The sequence below is a fragment of the Bradyrhizobium sp. MI1.7 genome (assembly GCF_055811795.1).
The window spans coordinates 23,104-39,570 of the sequence record NZ_JBVVPO010000043.1; the positions used below are offsets into that span (position 1 = coordinate 23,104).

The 16,467-nt window shown below is 65.3% G+C and carries 18 protein-coding genes; 8 read left to right on the top strand and 10 right to left on the bottom strand.

Annotation, left to right across the window (positions count from 1 at the left end; all coding sequences use genetic code 11):
• The first annotated feature begins 80 nt into the window (after positions 1–80).
• Together AC0L3X_RS30910 and AC0L3X_RS30915 are read left to right on the top strand one after the other, a co-directional pair.
• A complete protein-coding gene (locus AC0L3X_RS30910) occupies positions 81–1,106 on the top strand; it encodes a helix-turn-helix domain-containing protein (protein ID WP_063985813.1) in 1,026 nt (341 codons plus the stop codon).
• Positions 1,107–1,235: 129 nt separating this feature from the next.
• The gene (locus AC0L3X_RS30915) at positions 1,236–1,859 is read left to right on the top strand and encodes an HAD family hydrolase (protein ID WP_231143669.1); all 624 of its coding nucleotides are present in this window, start codon (positions 1,236–1,238) and stop codon (positions 1,857–1,859) included.
• Positions 1,860–1,883: 24 nt separating this feature from the next.
• Here the strand turns inward: AC0L3X_RS30915 and AC0L3X_RS30920 are convergent, their stop codons facing one another.
• The 6 genes from AC0L3X_RS30920 to AC0L3X_RS30945 form a co-directional block, all read right to left on the bottom strand.
• Positions 1,884–2,852 (bottom strand): ABC transporter ATP-binding protein, encoded by a 969-nt coding sequence (locus AC0L3X_RS30920; protein WP_063985815.1) that lies wholly within the window; start codon positions 2,850–2,852, stop codon positions 1,884–1,886.
• The gene (locus AC0L3X_RS30925; RefSeq protein WP_014491616.1) at positions 2,849–3,844 is read right to left on the bottom strand and encodes an ABC transporter ATP-binding protein; all 996 of its coding nucleotides are present in this window, start codon (positions 3,842–3,844) and stop codon (positions 2,849–2,851) included. Before AC0L3X_RS30925 ends, AC0L3X_RS30920 begins: the two co-directional genes overlap by 4 nt.
• Positions 3,844–4,761, bottom strand: a complete 918-nt coding sequence (locus AC0L3X_RS30930; RefSeq protein WP_014491615.1) for an ABC transporter permease — start codon at positions 4,759–4,761, stop codon at positions 3,844–3,846. Before AC0L3X_RS30930 ends, AC0L3X_RS30925 begins: the two co-directional genes overlap by 1 nt.
• Positions 4,727–5,686, bottom strand: coding sequence for an ABC transporter permease (locus tag AC0L3X_RS30935; RefSeq protein ID WP_063985816.1), 960 nt, complete (start codon positions 5,684–5,686; stop codon positions 4,727–4,729). Before AC0L3X_RS30935 ends, AC0L3X_RS30930 begins: the two co-directional genes overlap by 35 nt.
• 29 nt (positions 5,687–5,715) lie before the next feature.
• Positions 5,716–7,506 (bottom strand): peptide ABC transporter substrate-binding protein, encoded by a 1,791-nt coding sequence (locus tag AC0L3X_RS30940; RefSeq protein WP_063985817.1) that lies wholly within the window; start codon positions 7,504–7,506, stop codon positions 5,716–5,718.
• Between the two features lie 260 nt (positions 7,507–7,766).
• Positions 7,767–9,185 (bottom strand): M20 family metallopeptidase, encoded by a 1,419-nt coding sequence (locus AC0L3X_RS30945; RefSeq protein WP_063986732.1) that lies wholly within the window; start codon positions 9,183–9,185, stop codon positions 7,767–7,769.
• A gap of 284 nt (positions 9,186–9,469) precedes the next feature.
• Here AC0L3X_RS30945 and AC0L3X_RS30950 point away from each other — a divergent pair, with 284 nt between their 5' ends.
• The 3 genes from AC0L3X_RS30950 to AC0L3X_RS30960 all read left to right on the top strand — a co-directional run bounded on the left by AC0L3X_RS30950 (position 9,470) and on the right by AC0L3X_RS30960 (position 11,835).
• Entirely contained in the window at positions 9,470–10,441 is a 972-nt protein-coding gene (locus AC0L3X_RS30950) for a S1C family serine protease (protein WP_473317087.1), read from the top strand.
• Between the two features lie 34 nt (positions 10,442–10,475).
• Complete coding sequence (locus AC0L3X_RS30955; protein ID WP_063985819.1) at positions 10,476–11,546, top strand: carboxylesterase family protein; 1,071 nt, start codon at positions 10,476–10,478, stop codon at positions 11,544–11,546.
• 82 nt (positions 11,547–11,628) lie between these two features.
• Positions 11,629–11,835, top strand: a complete 207-nt coding sequence (locus AC0L3X_RS30960; protein ID WP_028159206.1) for a hypothetical protein — start codon at positions 11,629–11,631, stop codon at positions 11,833–11,835.
• Positions 11,836–11,913: 78 nt separating this feature from the next.
• On the opposite strand, the gene AC0L3X_RS30965 is transcribed toward AC0L3X_RS30960, so the two are convergent.
• From AC0L3X_RS30965 to AC0L3X_RS30975, 3 genes are all read right to left on the bottom strand, one after another.
• Positions 11,914–12,573, bottom strand: a complete 660-nt coding sequence (locus AC0L3X_RS30965; protein WP_063985820.1) for a DsbA family protein — start codon at positions 12,571–12,573, stop codon at positions 11,914–11,916.
• A gap of 98 nt (positions 12,574–12,671) precedes the next feature.
• Positions 12,672–13,148, bottom strand: a complete 477-nt coding sequence (locus AC0L3X_RS30970) for a PaaI family thioesterase (protein WP_063985821.1) — start codon at positions 13,146–13,148, stop codon at positions 12,672–12,674.
• A 3-nt stretch (positions 13,149–13,151) separates the two neighbouring features.
• A complete protein-coding gene (locus tag AC0L3X_RS30975; protein WP_014491606.1) occupies positions 13,152–13,577 on the bottom strand; it encodes an acyl-CoA thioesterase in 426 nt (141 codons plus the stop codon).
• 111 nt (positions 13,578–13,688) lie between these two features.
• Here AC0L3X_RS30975 and AC0L3X_RS30980 point away from each other — a divergent pair, with 111 nt between their 5' ends.
• Positions 13,689–14,237 (top strand): TetR/AcrR family transcriptional regulator, encoded by a 549-nt coding sequence (locus AC0L3X_RS30980; RefSeq protein ID WP_028159202.1) that lies wholly within the window; start codon positions 13,689–13,691, stop codon positions 14,235–14,237.
• Positions 14,238–14,282: 45 nt separating this feature from the next.
• Here the strand turns inward: AC0L3X_RS30980 and AC0L3X_RS30985 are convergent, their stop codons facing one another.
• Positions 14,283–14,774 carry a hypothetical protein gene (locus tag AC0L3X_RS30985; RefSeq protein WP_063985822.1) on the bottom strand — a complete coding sequence of 164 codons (492 nt, stop codon included), beginning with the start codon at positions 14,772–14,774 and terminating at the stop codon, positions 14,283–14,285.
• A 198-nt stretch (positions 14,775–14,972) separates the two neighbouring features.
• Here AC0L3X_RS30985 and AC0L3X_RS30990 point away from each other — a divergent pair, with 198 nt between their 5' ends.
• Positions 14,973–15,269 carry a PsiF family protein gene (locus AC0L3X_RS30990; RefSeq protein WP_063985823.1) on the top strand — a complete coding sequence of 99 codons (297 nt, stop codon included), beginning with the start codon at positions 14,973–14,975 and terminating at the stop codon, positions 15,267–15,269.
• A gap of 101 nt (positions 15,270–15,370) precedes the next feature.
• A complete protein-coding gene (locus tag AC0L3X_RS30995) occupies positions 15,371–16,456 on the top strand; it encodes an AbrB family transcriptional regulator (protein WP_063985824.1) in 1,086 nt (361 codons plus the stop codon).
• Positions 16,457–16,467: the final 11 nt, after the last annotated feature.

Below are 16,467 nucleotides of genomic sequence, written 5' to 3' on the forward strand. Positions count from 1 at the left end.
GATGTTGGGGGGCCGCCGGACTTCTTCGATCGGGTCCATGCGGTACGGCCTCATCGTGGGGCAATGCAGACGAGACGGCCGTGAACGAGACCATGCCGGCGGACATCCCGGGGCGCGGGGTGGACGCGCTGAGACAGTTGCGCGCCATGACGGCCGACATCTGCGATGTCGTTCCGCTCACCACGGAGGACAACTTCCATGTCACCACCGTGACGATGATGACCCGCAATGCGTTGCTGGTCGATACGCGCGCGACCGATCAGGAATACGACCGGACGCCTGCACACGTCGCCCGCGGTGCGATGGATCACTTTCAGATCACCTTGTGTGTCGAAGGCGAGATGCGGTTCAGCTCCGGCCGGCGCGAGGTGACGATGGGGCCTGGCGCCATCTGCCTGATCGACATGGCGCAGCCGAACCGGACGGTGTTGCGCGGCGGCGGCAGTCGTACCCGTCTGATGGCGATCATCCTGCAACGCGCCATGCTGGCACCACGGCTTGCTCATCCGGATTCGGCCACGGCAACCTTGCTGCCGTCAAACCATCCTCATACGCGCCTGCTTGCCAGCCATTACGCGGCGCTTACGCTGCCACCCGAGCCTGAGGCCGGCAGCGCCGAGGCCACGATCGAAGCGATCGCCGACATCGTTGCCGCGGCCGCCGGCGGGACCGCCGACATTGCAGCCGGAGTCGAACGCGCCGAGCGGCATCTTTATCTTGCGATGATCAAGCGCCGCATCGCGGACAATCTCGAGACCGACGCGCTCACCGCAGACGAGTTGTGCCGCCACTTCCAGATCTCGCGCGCGACCCTCTATCGGCTGTTTGAGGCGGATGGCGGGCTCTCGCACTATGTGAGGGAGCAGCGGCTCAATCTCGCTTTCCGCCAGCTGATATCGCCGTCCGCGGAGGACACGCGGCTGATCGACCTCGCCGTCGGCATGCGCTTCAGCAGCGATTCCACCTTCATTCGCGCATTCCGCCGCAAGTTCGGCTTGACGCCGGGCGAACTGAGGGAGCTGGCCGACAATTGGCTCCGCGAGACTGGTGCGGTCCCGACCATCGACACGGTGCTGCATCAACTGGCCCGCCGCCGCACCTCGTAGCCATGAAGCTGCGACGCTCGACACCAGTATCGCAACGTTCGGCCTTGGCGCCCGGATTTGTCGCCCGCGCTCCAGTGGGATATGACTTTGAGCACGGCCGGATGTTTCGGTCCGGCCGGGAGCGTTCCCGTGCCTGACGAGATCAAGCTTGTCCTCTTTGATATGGACAATGTCCTCTGCGAATACGACAGAGGAAGGCGCGTCGCGTTTCTGGCGGAGCTTGCGGGGACCACCAGTGAGTTCGTCTACAAGGCGATCTGGGAGAGCGGATTCGAGCTTCTCGGCGACTCCGGCACGCTCGATGCCGCCGACTATTTGCGGGGATTTGGCGAGCGCATCGGCTATCCCCTCTCGCTCGATGAGTGGGTGGAGGCGCGCCGCCGTTCGATGAAGGCCGATCGCGCGATGCTGGAGATTGCGCGCCGCCTGCATGAGACCATCGATGTTGCCGTCCTGACCAACAATACCACGCTGGTCGCCGACCATATCGACGCGCTGCTGCCGGAATTGCGTCCGCTGTTCGGCTCCCGCATCTACACGTCGGCCCGGTTCAAGGCCGCCAAGCCGGACCCGCGCTGCTATCGCCTCTGCCTGTCGGAGCTACAGACGACGCCGCAGACCGTTCTGTTCGTCGACGACCTCGCGGCAAATGTCGCCGGCGCGCGGGAAGCGGGCCTCTTCGCGCATCATCACACGTCGGTGGAGGCTTTCCGGCAGGCCCTTTCGGCCCACGGCCTGCTCAGGGACGGATGAACGGGCGCACCGCCTCGCGCGACGTCAGGCGAGATGGCACGCCACAAAATGGCCGCCCGCCCCTTCCCTCAGTACGGGCGCGCTTTCCGCGCAGCGCGGCTGGGCGATCGGGCAGCGGGTGTGGAAGTGGCAGCCGGATGGCGGCTTCATCGGGCTTGGCACGTCGCCCTTGAGGCGAATGCGTTCACGCTTGAGCTTGGGATCGGGCACCGGCACCGCCGACAACAGCGCCCTGGTGTAGGGATGCTGCGGATTGCGGTAGAGATCGCTCGCTTTCGCCAGCTCGACGATCCGGCCGAGATACATCACGGCGACGCGGTCGGAGATGTGCTCGACCACCGACAGGTCGTGCGCGACGAACAGATAGGTGAGGTTCAGCTCGGCCTGGAGATCCTCCAGCAGATTGATCACCTGCGCCTGGATCGAGACGTCGAGCGCGGACACCGGCTCGTCGCAGACGATCAGCTTCGGCTCGACCGCGAGCGCCCGCGCGATCACGATGCGCTGGCGTTGGCCGCCCGAGAATTCGTGCGGGTAGCGGCGCATGTGCTCGGCCTTGAGGCCGACCTTCACGAGCAGGCTGGCGACGCGCTCCTCGCGCTCCTTGGCCGACGACCCGAGCTTATGGATGATCAGGGCCTCACCGAGGATGGCGCCGACCGTCATGCGCGGATTGAGCGAGGCGAACGGATCCTGGAACACCAGCTGCATGTTCCGCCGCATCGCGCGCAAATCATTGCCGCTGAGCTGGCGCACGTCCTGGCCGTCGAACACGACCTCGCCGTCGGTCGGCTCGATCAGGCGCAGCACGCAGCGGCCGGTGGTGGACTTGCCGCAGCCGGATTCGCCGACGAGGCCGAGCGTCTCGCCGCGGTTGACCGAGAACGAGACCCCGTCGACCGCATAGACGCTGCCGACCTGGCGCGACAACAGGCCGCCGTGCACGGGGAAATATTTCTTCAGGCCGCTGACGCGGAGCAAGGGCTCGGTCATGCCGTGCCTCCCAACTGCGTATCTCCGAGGTGACAGGCCATGCGATGGCCGGGCGCGATCTCGCGCAGCAGCGGCTCCTTCTCGGTGCAGACGTTCATGGCAAACTTGCAGCGCGGGGCGAAGCGGCAACCGACCGGCGGATTGATCAGGATCGGCACCGAGCCGCCGATCGCTTCGAGCCTTGTCTTGTGCTCGCTGTCGAGATCGATGCGCGGGATCGAGCGGATCAGCCCCTGGGTGTAGGGATGGCCGGGATTGCCGAAGAGGTCGTCGACGAGCGCTTCCTCCACCACCTTGCCGGCATACATCACGACGACGCGCTGCGCGGTCTCGGCGACGACGCCCATGGCGTGGGTGATCAGCATCACCGCCATGCCGAAGCGCTCCTTCATGTCCTGCAAGAGGTCGAGGATCTGCGCCTGGATGGTGACGTCGAGCGCGGTGGTGGGCTCGTCGGCGATGATCAGCTTCGGCCTGCAGGCAAGCGCCATCGCGATCATCACGCGCTGGCGCATGCCGCCTGAGAACTGGTGCGGATAATTGTGCACGCGTCCCTCGGCGTTGGGGATCTGCACCAGCTTCAGCATCTCGATGGTGCGCTCGAGCGCCTGCTTCTTCGTCACCGCTTCATGGCGGCGCAGGCTCTCGGCGATCTGCTCGCCGATGGTTAGCACCGGATTGAGCGAGGTCATCGGCTCCTGGAAGATGAAGCCGATCTCCTTGGCCCTGATCTCGTCGAGTTGACGGCTCGTCAGCGGCACGAGATCGCGGCCCTCGAAGATGATCTGGCCCGCCGCGATGCGGCCCGGCGGCATGGCGATCAGCTTCAGGATCGACATCGCGGTCACGGTCTTGCCGCAGCCGGATTCGCCGACGACACAGAGCGTCTCGCCCTTGTTGATGGAGATGTCGACACCGTCGACGGCCTGCAGGATGCCGTCGTCGGTCGAGAAGTGGGTTTTCAGCCCTTTGATTTCCAGCAGCGGCGCCATCAGATCACCCGTCGCGCATCGAGCGCGTCACGCAGGCCGTCGCCGATGAAGTTGATGGCGACCACCGCGATGAAGATCGCGCCGCCCGGAAACAGCGCCCAGTGCGGGCCGATGTCGAGGAAATCCTTGGCGTCGTACAAGAGCCGGCCCCAGGTTGGCGTATCCGGCGGAAAGCCGAGGCCGAGGAAGGACAGCGTCGATTCCGCGATGATGGCGGCAGCCACGTCGATGGTGCCGGCGATGATCACGGGACCGAGCGCATTGGGCAGGATGTGCCGCACCACCTGGCGCACCGGACTTGCGCCGAGCGCACGGGCGGCCTCGACGAACTCCTTCTCGCGGATCGACAGGAACTGCGCGCGCACCAGCCGCGCGACCGGCATCCAGCGCAAGCCGCCGATCACGAGCACGATCAGGATGAAGATGCCGCCCTCGGGACCAAACATCTGCTTCAGCCCGTCGCGGAAGAGATAGATCAGCAGCAGCAGCAGCGGCAGTTGCGGCAGGGACAGGAAGAGATCGGTGAGCCACATCAGGCCGTGACCGAGCGCGCCGCGCGACATGCCGGCGAGCGCGCCGATCAGGACACCGATAAAGACGGACACCAGCATCGCGGCAAGGCCGACCGCGAGCGAGATGCGGCCGCCATAGATCATGCGGGCCAGGATGTCCTGCCCGAGATCGTCGGTGCCGAACGGATGGGCAAGCGACGGCCCCTGCATGCCCGCCACGATATCGATGTCGTCGATCTTGACCCGCCAGACGAAGGGGCCGGCCACCACCGCCAGGATCAGAATGAGGAGCAGAAACGCACTGACCACGGCGAGCTTGTGGCGGCTGTAGCGCCGCCACATCTCGCGCCAGGGCGAGTAGACGCGCCGCTCAGCGGAGGGAGATGCGAGGGTCAAGCCAGCCATAAAGGACGTCCGCGATGAGATTGAACAGCACGACGAGGCACGCGAAGACGAAGGTAACGGCCATCACCACCGGCGTGTCGTTGGAAAGGATGGAGGAGATCAGCAGCGAGCCGATGCCGGGGATGCGGAAGATCTGCTCGGTGACGATGGCGCCGCCGAACACGGCCGGCATCTGCAACGCAATCAGGGTGACGACCGGGATCATGGCGTTGCGCATGACGTGCTTGACGATGACCGTGGCCTGCCCAAGCCCCTTGGCGCGCGCCGTGGTGACATAGTCGAGCCGGATCACGTCGAGCATCGCCGAGCGAACGAAACGCGTCATCGACGCCGCCTGAAACAGACCGAGCACCGCCACCGGCATGATCGCCTGCCGGATCATCTCCAGCACCCAATGGATGCCGGTGCCCTTGATGTCGGTCGTATAGACGAAAGGCAGCCAGTCCAGCGTGACCGAGAAGATCAGGATGAACAGGATGCCGGTGAAGAAGGTCGGCAGCGAGAAGCCGACGAAGGCGAGCGTATTGGCGATCTGGTCGAACAGCGAATAGGGCTTTGTCGCCGCATAGACCCCGACCGGGATCGCGATCAGGAGCGCCAGGATCTGCGCCGAACCGATCACGTAGAGCGTCGCCGGCAAACGCTGGAGGATCAGCGTGTCGACGTTCATCCGGCTGACGAAGGAGAAACCCCAGTCACCGTGCAGCATGGCGTTGAGCCAGTGCAGGTAACGGAGGTGGATCGGATCGTCGAGGCCGAACTTGGCCCGAAGTGCGGCCTGCACCTCGGGCGGGACGTTCGGGTTCGTCGCCAGTTCCGAGAACGGATCGCCTGGCGCAAGCGCCAGCACGACGAACAGCACGACCGAGATTCCGAGAAGACTCGGAATCGCGATCAGGAGGCGACGCAGGACGTACTGACTCATAGGGAAAGACCCCGTCTAGAGCTGGGGGATCATTCCTCGCGATACCAATCGTGCAGATTGTCGGTTTCGTTGGCCCAGCCGCTGATGATAGGACGCAGATTGTTGGCCGCCGCTTCCACCTTTAGGCGATGCTGCGCCGGGATGAACACGGTGTCCTGGAACATGAGATCGTTGGCCTTGATATAATGCGCCGCGCGCTTGACCGGATCCATTTCGCCTTCGGCTGCTTCGATCGCTGCGTCATAGTCCTTGTTGACCCAGCGCGGGAAGTTCGTGCCCTGCCACTTGTTCTCCTTCGTGGCGACGTTGGTCGACAGATAGCGGCGCATATGCTGAGACGGATCCGGCTGGCTCAGCGGGATCTGGAACATCTGGAGATCGGCGTAGAAATGCGCGTAGGTGTCGGGGTTGGCGACATCGGAGGAGAAGAACACGGACGCCACCACCGACTTCAGCTCGACGTCGATGCCGGCCTTCTGACAGGCCTGCTTGACGATCGCCTGGGTCTTCTGACGCGGTCCGTTGATCGAGGTCTGGTACAGAAGCTTCAGCTTCTTGCCGTCCTTCTCGCGGATGCCATCCGCGCCGGGCTTCCAGCCGGCGTCGTCGAGCAGCTTCGAGGCCTTCTCGATGCTGAATTCCCAGGTCGTGTTCTTGGAGACGAACTTCTCGGGACCGTTGAGGAAGTTGGCGGTGGTGCGGCCGGCGCGGCCGTAGATCGCCTTCTTGATGGACTCGCGGTCGACCAGCATCGACAGCGCCTTGCGTACCGCCGGATCGGAGAACAGCGGATGCTTGGTCTTCATCGAGGAGCGCTCGCCATCGACCTCGGTGTTCGGATCGGTGAAGTTGAGCGCGATGAATTCGGTGTCCCCGCCCACGGCATAAACGGTCTTGCCCTTGCCGCCCTTTTCGAGGCGCAGCAGCACGTCGTCCTCGACCTGGATGTTCCATCCGAAATCATATTCGCCGGTCTGGATCACCGCGCGCGCCGCAGAGACGGCGTCGCCGCCGCCCTTCATCTCGACCGTGTCGAAATAAGGCCGGTTCGGCATGTGGTAATCGGGATTGAGCTGGCCGCGGACGAGATCGCCCGGCTTGAACTCGACGAACTTGTAGGGGCCAGTGCCGACCGGCGAGAGGTTGGTGGGCGCTTCCCGCGATTTGGACCCCTTGTAGTCGGCGAACAAATGTTTGGGGATGATGGTGTTGGGAGCCCCGACAAAGGCGTCGGCCCAGAACGGCGTCGGCTTGTTAAAGAGGATGCGAACCGTGAGGTCATTCACCTTCTCGACCGTGATGTCGCGGAGCGTCGCGATGGTCAGGGCGGAGGTCGCGGGATCCCTGGCGTATTCCCAGTTGAACACGACGTCATCGGCGGTGAACGGCTTGCCGTCATGCCATTTGACGCCTGGTTTGAGCTTCCAGGTCACCGACTTGCCGTCGGCGGCGAGGCCGCCGTTCTCGATCGAGGGAATTTCGGCCGCCAGAACCAGCTTCATGTTGCCGTCGGGATCCCAACAAGCGAGGGGCTCGTAGAACAGGCGCGCGCCGTCCTGGTCCTTGGTGCCGGTGGCGAAATGCGGATTGAGCAGGGTCGGCCCCTGCCACCACAGCAGCTTCAGCGCACCGCCGCCGCCGCGCTTGGTCGGCTTGTAGGTCTGGGCACCTTCCGCCATGGCGACGCCGCCGAGCGCGAGGATCTGGTTGGCGAGGGGTGCGGTGAGGCCGACCGCGGCCATACGCATGATGAAGGCACGGCGGTCCATCCGGCCGTCCTTCACGTCACCGATCATCGAACGCAGTTCTTTATCCAGCATGGTTGTCCCCCGTCTGGTTCCCGTATGGATGCAGGCAGCCGCACCGCGGCCGCCGGGTTTTGCTGGCGGTAGATGGCACACCGAATAGGCCGCGCGTCAACTGCGACCATGTGTATGCAAACGGTGTTCTGGCTGTCTGTTGGGCAAAACTCTGTTCCGCAGCCCAAGCGTTCGGCAATCCGGCGCTAAATCGCGCCGGAATCCACGTTGCACTGCGGAAAATTTGTTCGCGGCATCAGACGAAGTATCGAGGCGAAATTCTACGCCACGGACATGGTCAGCGGCGGCGCGACGTGGTCCGGCAGCGGGCAGACATAAGGTGTCTTGGCGGTCCGCTTCTGCAAGTCCGCTTTCGCGGCCTTAATCAGCTCCGGATCCGTCAACGCCTTGATGCCGATCCCGGCCATCGCCTTCGCCGCCTGCACCATTGCCTTATGAGCGTGTCCGCTCTTGCCCTGCGCCACCACCTGCCAGGTGTGGAACGGCGTGCCGATTGCAACCGTGGGTGCGTGAACCTGCACGGTCGGCACCACCCAGCTCACGTCGCCGACGTCGGTCGAGCCGACCAGCGGGTTGCGCTTGGCATCGAGCGGCACCAGGAAGTCGGCCAGCGGCCGATCAGTCGGCTCCATGCCGATCGCGTAATAGACCGACGCGATGTCCTTGTCGGTCAGCGTGGCGCGGATCTGGCTGGCAAAGCCCTTGTCGGCGTCGTCGAAATGCGGCGGCCCCAGCTCTTCCATCACCCGGTGCAGCGCCTGCTCCAGCGGCGTGTTCGGCAGGATGTTGGAGACCGCGGAGATGATCTTCATCTCGACCTTGGTCTCGGTCATCAATGCCGCGCCTTCCGCGATCTTGCTGACGCGTCCGACCAGCTCGTTCATGCCGGGCAGATCGCGGGCGCGGATCGAATAGCGCACGCGCGCATGCGCCTGCACCACGTTGGGGGCGATGCCGCCGGTGTCGAGCAGGGCGTAATGCACGCGCGCGTCGCTCGGCATGTGCTCGCGCATGTAGTTCACGCCGACATTCATCAGCTCTACTGCGTCGAGCGCAGAGCGGCCGAGATGCGGCGAGGCCGCCGCATGCGAGGTGCGGCCGGTGAAGATGAAATCCGCGCGCGTGTTGGCAAGCGACGGCGTCACCGCGACTTCCCAGAAGCTGTGCGGATGCCAGGTGATGGCGATGTCGGCGTCTTCAAACGCGCCCGAGCGCACCATGAAGGCCTTGGCTGCGCCGCCCTCTTCCGCCGGGCAGCCGTAATAGCGCACGCGGCCGGGCACCTTGTTCTCGGCGAGCCAGTCCTTCATCGCGGTCGCGGCGAGCAGCGCCGCGGAACCAAGCAGATTGTGGCCGCAACCGTGGCCGTGGCCGCCGGTCTCGACCGGACGGTGCTCGGCGACGCCGGCCTCCTGGCTGAGGCCCGGCAACGCGTCATATTCACCCATGAAGGCAATGACCGGACCGCCCTCACCCCACTCGCCCATTACCGCGGTCGGGATGCCCGCGACGTTCTCGGTGATACGGAAACCCTGGTGGCGCAGCTCGGCGAGATGCTCGGCGGCGGACCGCGCCTCGGTGTAGCACACCTCGGGCATGCCCCAGACCCTGTCGCTGAGGTCGATGAAACGCGCCTTGATCGTGTCGACGCCACGCCAGATGTCGCTGCGATTATCCATGCTTCGGTCCGTGATCTCTTGGTCAAACGAAGCGGCAATGGTTAGCAGCTTCATTGCACCCCGCCTAGCACGTCGCGGGACAGCAGCCATGCGGCCGGTGCTGGATCGCGCGGCCGCTTGCCACCTGTGCGGGCGTCCTGTGCCTGTCGAAGATTTCACGCGGCGATCTCCGGAATAGTTGGGAACGAGGCTTTCAAGACGGCCTCCTCCAGCCTAAATTATGAGTGCTTCGCGCGTCGTTCCGCCGGCCAAGGCGGAGCAATGCTCTCAGCCAGGAGAACTCCATGCCCGCCCTGACCGAATGGAGCGTGCCGCCGGCCAATCAGCCGCGCGCGAGCGATTACGGTTTCGATCTGGACCGTTCGCTCGCGTCCGTCGTCGGCCTGCACGCCATCATCCCGCCCGATGCCTTCAGTGCCGAAACGCTGGGCACCGAACGCGCCGGCAACGGCGTCGTGATCGACAACGGGCTGGTGCTGACCATCGGCTATCTCATTACCGAGGCGGAATCGGTGTGGCTGCATCTCGCCGACGGGCGCGTCGTCGAGGGGCATGCGCTCGGTTTCGATTCCGTCACCGGCTTCGGCCTCGTGCAGGCGCTCGGTCAGCTCGACGTCGAACCCTTGCCGCTCGGCAACTCGGCGAAAACAAGGGTCGGCGACCGCGTCGTGGTCGGCGGCGCCGGCGGGCGCACGCGCTCGGTCGCGAGCCAGATCGTGGCCAAGCAGGAATTCGCCGGCTACTGGGAATATCTGCTGGACGAGGCCGTGTTCACCTATCCCGCGCATCCGAACTGGGGCGGCACGGCGCTGCTCAACGAGCGCGGGGAGCTGATCGGCATCGGCTCGCTGCAGCTCGAGCGCGAACGCGAAGGCAAGGCCGAGCACGTCAACATGATCGTGCCGATCGACCTGTTGAAGCCGGTGCTCGACGATCTGCGCAAATTCGGCCGCGTCAATAAGCCGTCGCGCCCCTGGCTCGGGCTCTATTCGACCGAAATCGACAACCGCCTGGTGGTGATCGGGATCTCCACCAACGGCCCGGCCGCGCGCGCGGAGCTGAAGACCGGCGATGTCATCCTTGCAGTGGACGGCGAGGAGGTGACGAGCCAGACCGCCTTCTACAAAAAGATGTGGGCGCTCGGCGCCGCCGGCGTCGACGTGCCGCTCACCGTGCATCATGAAGGTGTCACCTTCGACGTCACGGTGACGTCGACCGACCGCTTCAAGCTCTTGAAGGCGCCGAAGCTCCACTGACGAGATCGAACCGACATCAGGCAAGGAAGCGGCGATGACCGAGGCCGTCGTTGACGACATCGTGACCGTGCTGCCGCCGTTGCTCAACGCGCTGGAAGCACTCGGCTTCTTCACCCGGAATCTGCATCCGCCGGCCTTTGCCTCGGTGATGAATGCGATCGGCGCGCCCGACGCGGCGCTGCAGGCGGCGCACGCTGCGATTGGTGCCTGGCCCGAGCAGTTCACGGGGCTGCGCGAGCGGCTCGACCGCGCCTGCAACGAGACGATCGCCGCCTTTGCCGCCATACGCGAGGTCGAGCGCGGCAATGGCGATCTCGTCGCGGTCTTCCGCGCGCTGCGCCATCTGCCTCGTGCACAGGAGGCGCTGTATCCGCTGTCGACCCAGTTCCCGCCGGTGAGCAGCTTCTTCCTCAACGCCGCCAATCGCGAGAATGACGATCTGCTGGCGCGGCTGGAAGCCGGCGCGGGCGAACACGCCGGCATCTTCCACGACCACAACGAGCCCGGCAGCCGCGGCGGCTTCTCGGTCTATGTGCCAGAATATTACTCGCCGGAGCGCGCCATGCCGCTGGTGATGGCGCTGCATGGCGGCAGCGGCAACGGCCGCGGCTTTCTCTGGAGCTGGCTGCGCGATGCTCGCTGCCTTGGCGCGATCCTGGTGGCGCCAACCGCGACCGGCCCGACATGGGCGCTGATGGGCGACGATAGCGACACGCCGAACCTCATGCGCATTCTCGATACGGTGCGCAGCCGCTGGACCATCGACGGCTCGCGCCTGCTGCTGACCGGCATGAGTGACGGCGGCACCTTCTGCTACGTCACCGGGCTCGACGGCGCCTCGCCCTTCACGCATCTCGCGCCGGTGTCGGCGACCTTCCATCCGCTGATGGCGGAGATGGCGGACGCCGTGCGCCTGCAGGGACTGCCAATCTTCATCACCCACGGCAAGCTCGACTGGATGTTTCCGGTACAGACCGCGCGCCAGACGCAGGCGGCCCTCTCCGCCGCCGGCGCCGATGTCACCTATCGCGAGATCGACGACCTCAGCCACACCTATCCGCGCGAGATCAACGCAGAGCTGCTGGAGTGGCTGAACCGCGGATGAACGGGTCGTCCTTATCTGCGCCGTACTGCCGCGGAACCATCACTCCGGGCCGACGTTATCGCCCGTCACCGGAGGTTCGCAGATGCAGACGTTTTTCGGAATGATTTTGGGCGCGCTACTGCTCGGTTGCGGCGTATACGTCTATGACTCCATGCAGACGTCGTCGGTCGCCAATGGCGAGGTCGCGACGACCAATCGCACCATCGTGAACTGGGACGTCGCCAAGGCCGACTGGGATGCGCTGCGCGATCGCGCGCACAAGGACTGGGTCCGCATCTCGTCGAAGTAACGACGCCGTATCACGAACAAGGCGCCGTCGCGGGTCCGCGGCGGCGCCTTTGTGTTGACGGCGATCGATCCGGTCGCGTCAGTTCATCTTGGCCTTGCGGGCATCGGCGATGACCTGCTCGAACTCGGTCATGCTGAGCACGCCCGGCACGCGATACTTGCCGACGATGAAGGAGGGGGTACCGCTGAAGCCGAAGGCTTCGGCCTGCTCGTTGTTGCGCTTGAGGACGGCGTCGATGTCATTGGCGCGGTCGGTGAGATCGCGCTTCAGGCGGTCCATGTCGACGTCGGCGGCCGCGAGCAGCTCGTTGATGCGCGGCTCTGTCAGGCGCGAGCTGACACCCATCATGGCGTCATGCGCCTGATGGTACTTGTCTTGGAATTTTGCCGCGAGCGCGATCCGCGCCGCGGTGACCGAGACCGGCCCGAGGATCGGCCAATCCTTCATCACCAGCCTGACCTTGCCATCGTCCTGGACCACCTGGCGCAGCTCCGGCTCGAGCTTGCGGCAATAGGGACAGTTGTAGTCGGACCATTCGATGATGCTGATGTTGCCGTCGGGATTACCGGCGACGGGAACATCGGGGTCGCGCAGCACCTTGGCTTCGGTCAGCACCTCGTCATCGGCGGCGGCCGCGCGCGCAGAGGTGATCCGACCTGCCGCAAGGGCACCCGCCCCGATCAGCGTCAGCGCCGCACGCCGCGTCGCCACGAGGCCCTTGTTCCTGAATCCAGCCATATCTCGTCCCGTTTCGGTCCCATCGCTGCAAATACGGTTCGCGACCGGGAACTGTTACGCGTCATATAGAGCGTTGCGGGCGCGATGTCATCGCCATGCTATGCGCGGATCGCCGCCGGCGCTGGCGAAGCCGCCGCGCGGGGCAGCATCGCCATCAGCGTCCCGGTCATGGTGGCGATCAGCGTGGTGTTGCCCTCGTGCTCGGCAAAGGCCCTCGCCTCGCAGAAGGTCAGCGTCCGGCCGGGCTTGACCACCTCGGCCTTGAAGACGAAGCGAGTGCCGCGGGCGGGTGCCAGCAGCGTGGTCTTGAACTCGACGGTCAGGATGTCGGCCTCGCGCGGCATCAGGGTGAAGGCGGCGACACCGCAGGCATTATCGAGGCCTGCCGTGATGATGCCGGCATGGATAAAACCGTTCTGCTGCGTGAAGGCCGCCGAATGCAGCATTGCCAATTCGACCTCGCCCGGCGCGAGGCGGACGATCACGATGCCGAGCGTGCGCATCGCCGGCTGGCCGTCGAACATGGCAATGGCGGCAGCGCGATAGCCCGGATTTTTCGGCTCGAACGCGGCCATGGCTCAGGCCTCGGCCGGCTCGGCAAGATGTTGCAGAGCGACCGCGCGGATCGCATCCGTGAACGGCGCCGACTTCCGCTGGCTGCGGTCCATATGCACGCCGGTGATGTCGCAGAACGCGGCGATCTCGCCAGTCTCGGCATTGGTCATGTCGTGCCGGAAGCGGATCGACTTGTCGCGGACCTCCAGCAAATGGCTGCGGATCTCGACGATGTCGCCGGCGAGCAGCTCCCGCCTGTAGGTGATGTTCTGCTGGACGGCGGCCATGCCGCGGCCGGAAGAGCGCAGATAGCTCGGCGTCAGCCCGAGGCGGGCGAACAGATTCCAGTTGGCCTCGTCGAATTTTCCGACATACCACATGATGTTCATGTGGCCGACATGATCGCACTGCCACGGATAGACCGTGCCGCGATAGGTCGCCTCCTGCATCGCAATTCCTCCTGCCGTTTTTCCGCCCTCTGATCATTGATACGGTAGCGTATCAACGCCTCCGCGCGTTAGCAATACGGTACCGTATCAAGAACCGGTGAGGCTTCCTTCATGAACGACGGCAAGGGCGATGTCTGGGTCGAGGCAGGGTTTACCGAGCTCGCCCGCTCGGGGGTCGAGGGTGTCAGGGTCGAGGTGCTCGCCAAGAACCTCGGCGTCACCAAGGGCGGCTTCTACCGCCGCTTCGCCGACCGTGCCGCGCTGCTCGATGCCATGCTGGAACGCTGGCGCGAGGGACGTGCGGCGTCAATCGCGCAGCAGACAAGCCTCGATGGGCAAGAGCCCCGCGAGCGGCTGAAGGCGGTGATCCAGCTCTATTCCGAGCGGCTCAATCCGGAGGGCATGGCGATCGAGCTCGCGATCCGGCAATGGGCCCGCTCGGACGAAAACGCCGCCGCGGCGGTCGCGAGCGTGGACGCGGCGCGGCTCAAGCACGTCGCCGAGCTTTATCGCGCGACCGGCCTCGAGGCCGAGGCGGCCGAGGCGCAGGCCTTCCTGTTCTATTGCTTCATCTTCGGCCAGAGCTTGCTGTTCGTCGAGCGCGGTCCACGCAAACGCTCGCAGCTCGTGGCGAAGTCGGCCGAGAAGCTGCTCGACTAGCGAAATGGCCGGAGCTTTGCTCCGGCCATCGCATCATGTCGAAGCTCAGGCGGCGCCCTTCAGCTTCTTGTTGCACTCGCTGTAATAGCCGCCGCCCTTCTCGATCCACTTCATGCCGCCATTGCCGTTGGTGGTCTTGTTGGCGTTGTACTGGTCGACGCAGGTGTGGAGGCGGGCCTTGCCGGCGGTCTCCTTGGCGTATTTCGGGTCGACCGCATTCGGATAGATTGCGGGTCCGGCCGGCAGGGTTGGCGCGGCAGCGGGGGCCGCCTCCTTCTTCGCCTGCTTCGGCTCGGCAGGAGCGGCGGGCGCAGCCGGAGCAGCGGCGGCCGGCGCGGCGGCAGGCGTCGCATCCGCTCCGCACTGGGCCTTGCGGAAGTCATTCCACTTCGTTGTGCCAAGCGAGCCGTCCTTCTTGGCGGCCTGGTATTTCGCGCTGCACTCCTGCGAGGTCAGCGCCTGCGCCGGCGCGCTCGCGACCAGCGCGGCAAAGCCCGTCAATGCAACCGCACACAGCAATTTTGATTGAATGGTCATCCTTGGTCCTCCTCCTTGGTCTTCCCCGACGGAAGCGAAACGAGGATTGCTATCCTAGCGTGCCGCCCGGCCGCGACAAGGAAGCGATGGCTCCTGCCGCCAAAATATAGTGATCCCCCGGCTCGGATTATTCATGTCGCGTTCAGCAAGGCGAGCCGACGTTCCCAACCCTCCGCAATCTCGCAAGAGTGCACCACCATGACCTTCACGTCTCGCCTCGCCATCGTCGCCCTGACCTCCCTGCTCGCCACCGGCACCGCCTTCGCGCAGACCGCCGCGCCGGCTGCCAAGACCGACGCCAAGACCACAACTGCCGCCGCCCCCGCCGACAAGAAGGCGTCGAAGGAGCGCTCGGCGGAGTCGCTCGAATGCTCCAAGCAAGCGGACGCCAAGGCGCTGAAGGGCAAGGAGCGCAAAAAATTTCGCCGTGAGTGCATGAAGGAAGCGAAGGCCGGCACCGCCGCCCCCGCCGCCCCCGCCGCCGACAAGAAGTAAATCCGTCACACTACGGCTCGCGAGCATCCGTGAGAGGCGCGCGCATTGCGGCATGACGAAGCTGCAATTGTGTGCCTCTCGCTGATTTGCGATAAGGTGGCGTGAAGCAAATCACCGCCTCCCTGCCGTTCGAATGGCCAAGCCGTGCCAAGATCTTGAGCACGGTGGAGACGCTCGTCATCGGCACCGTCGGCGGCCTCGTGTTTCTGGTCGCCGGACTTCCCGGGGGACTGATCTCGGGCTCGATGATCGCGGTCGGGATCGCCGCGATCGCCGGCCGCCAGCTGGCGCTGCCGCCGATCCTGACCCAGACCGTGCTGGTGCTGCTCGGCATTTCACTGGGCTCGGTCGTCTCGCGCCACCTGCTGCAACAGGTCAGCGCCTATCCCCTCACCATCGGCCTGCTTGCGCTCGCGACCTTCTGCTCGACCTTCGGCTCGAGCTATTACCTCCAGCGCATTCATGGCTGGGACCGCACCTCGGCCTTCCTCGCCGGCAGCCCCGGGGCGCTGTCGCAGATCACGATCCTGGCGGTCGAGCGCGGCGCCGACCTGCCCGGCATCGCGGTGGTGCAGACCATGCGCGTCATCATCCTCACCGCGGCGCTACCGATGGTGCTCGCGTTCGCGGGCGTGGCGCCCTCCGTCGCACCGTCGCTGACGACGACGATCGCCTCACCGCTCGAGCTCGTGGAGCTGGTCGCGGCCTCGCTGGCCGCGGCGCTCCTGCTGCGGCTGATCAGGTTTCCGGCGAGCTGGATGTTCGGCGCGATGATCGCCTCCAGCGTGCTGCATGGCGCAGACTGGGTCGAGGGCGGCCTGCCGAACTGGGTGCGCGGCGTGGCGTTGATCGGCATCGGCGCATTGATCGGCAGCCGTTTCGCGCGGATGCGGATCAAGACGCTCGCCGGCCACATCCATGCGGCGCTGGGCTCGTTTGCCGTGGCCATCGCCGTCTCCGCCATCTTCGTCGGCATCATCGCGCTCACCGCGCAGGTGAAATTATCGGATGTCGTCGTCGCCTTCGCGCCGGGCGCGATGGATGCGATGCTGGCGCTCGCGCTCACGCTGCACATCGACCCGATCTTCGTCGGCGCCCATCATTTGTCGCGCTTCGTGTTCGTGACGATCGCGACCCCGGGCATCGTGCACCTGTTCGGCCGCACGCAGGACGATGTGGATGATTAGCGAAGCGCCGC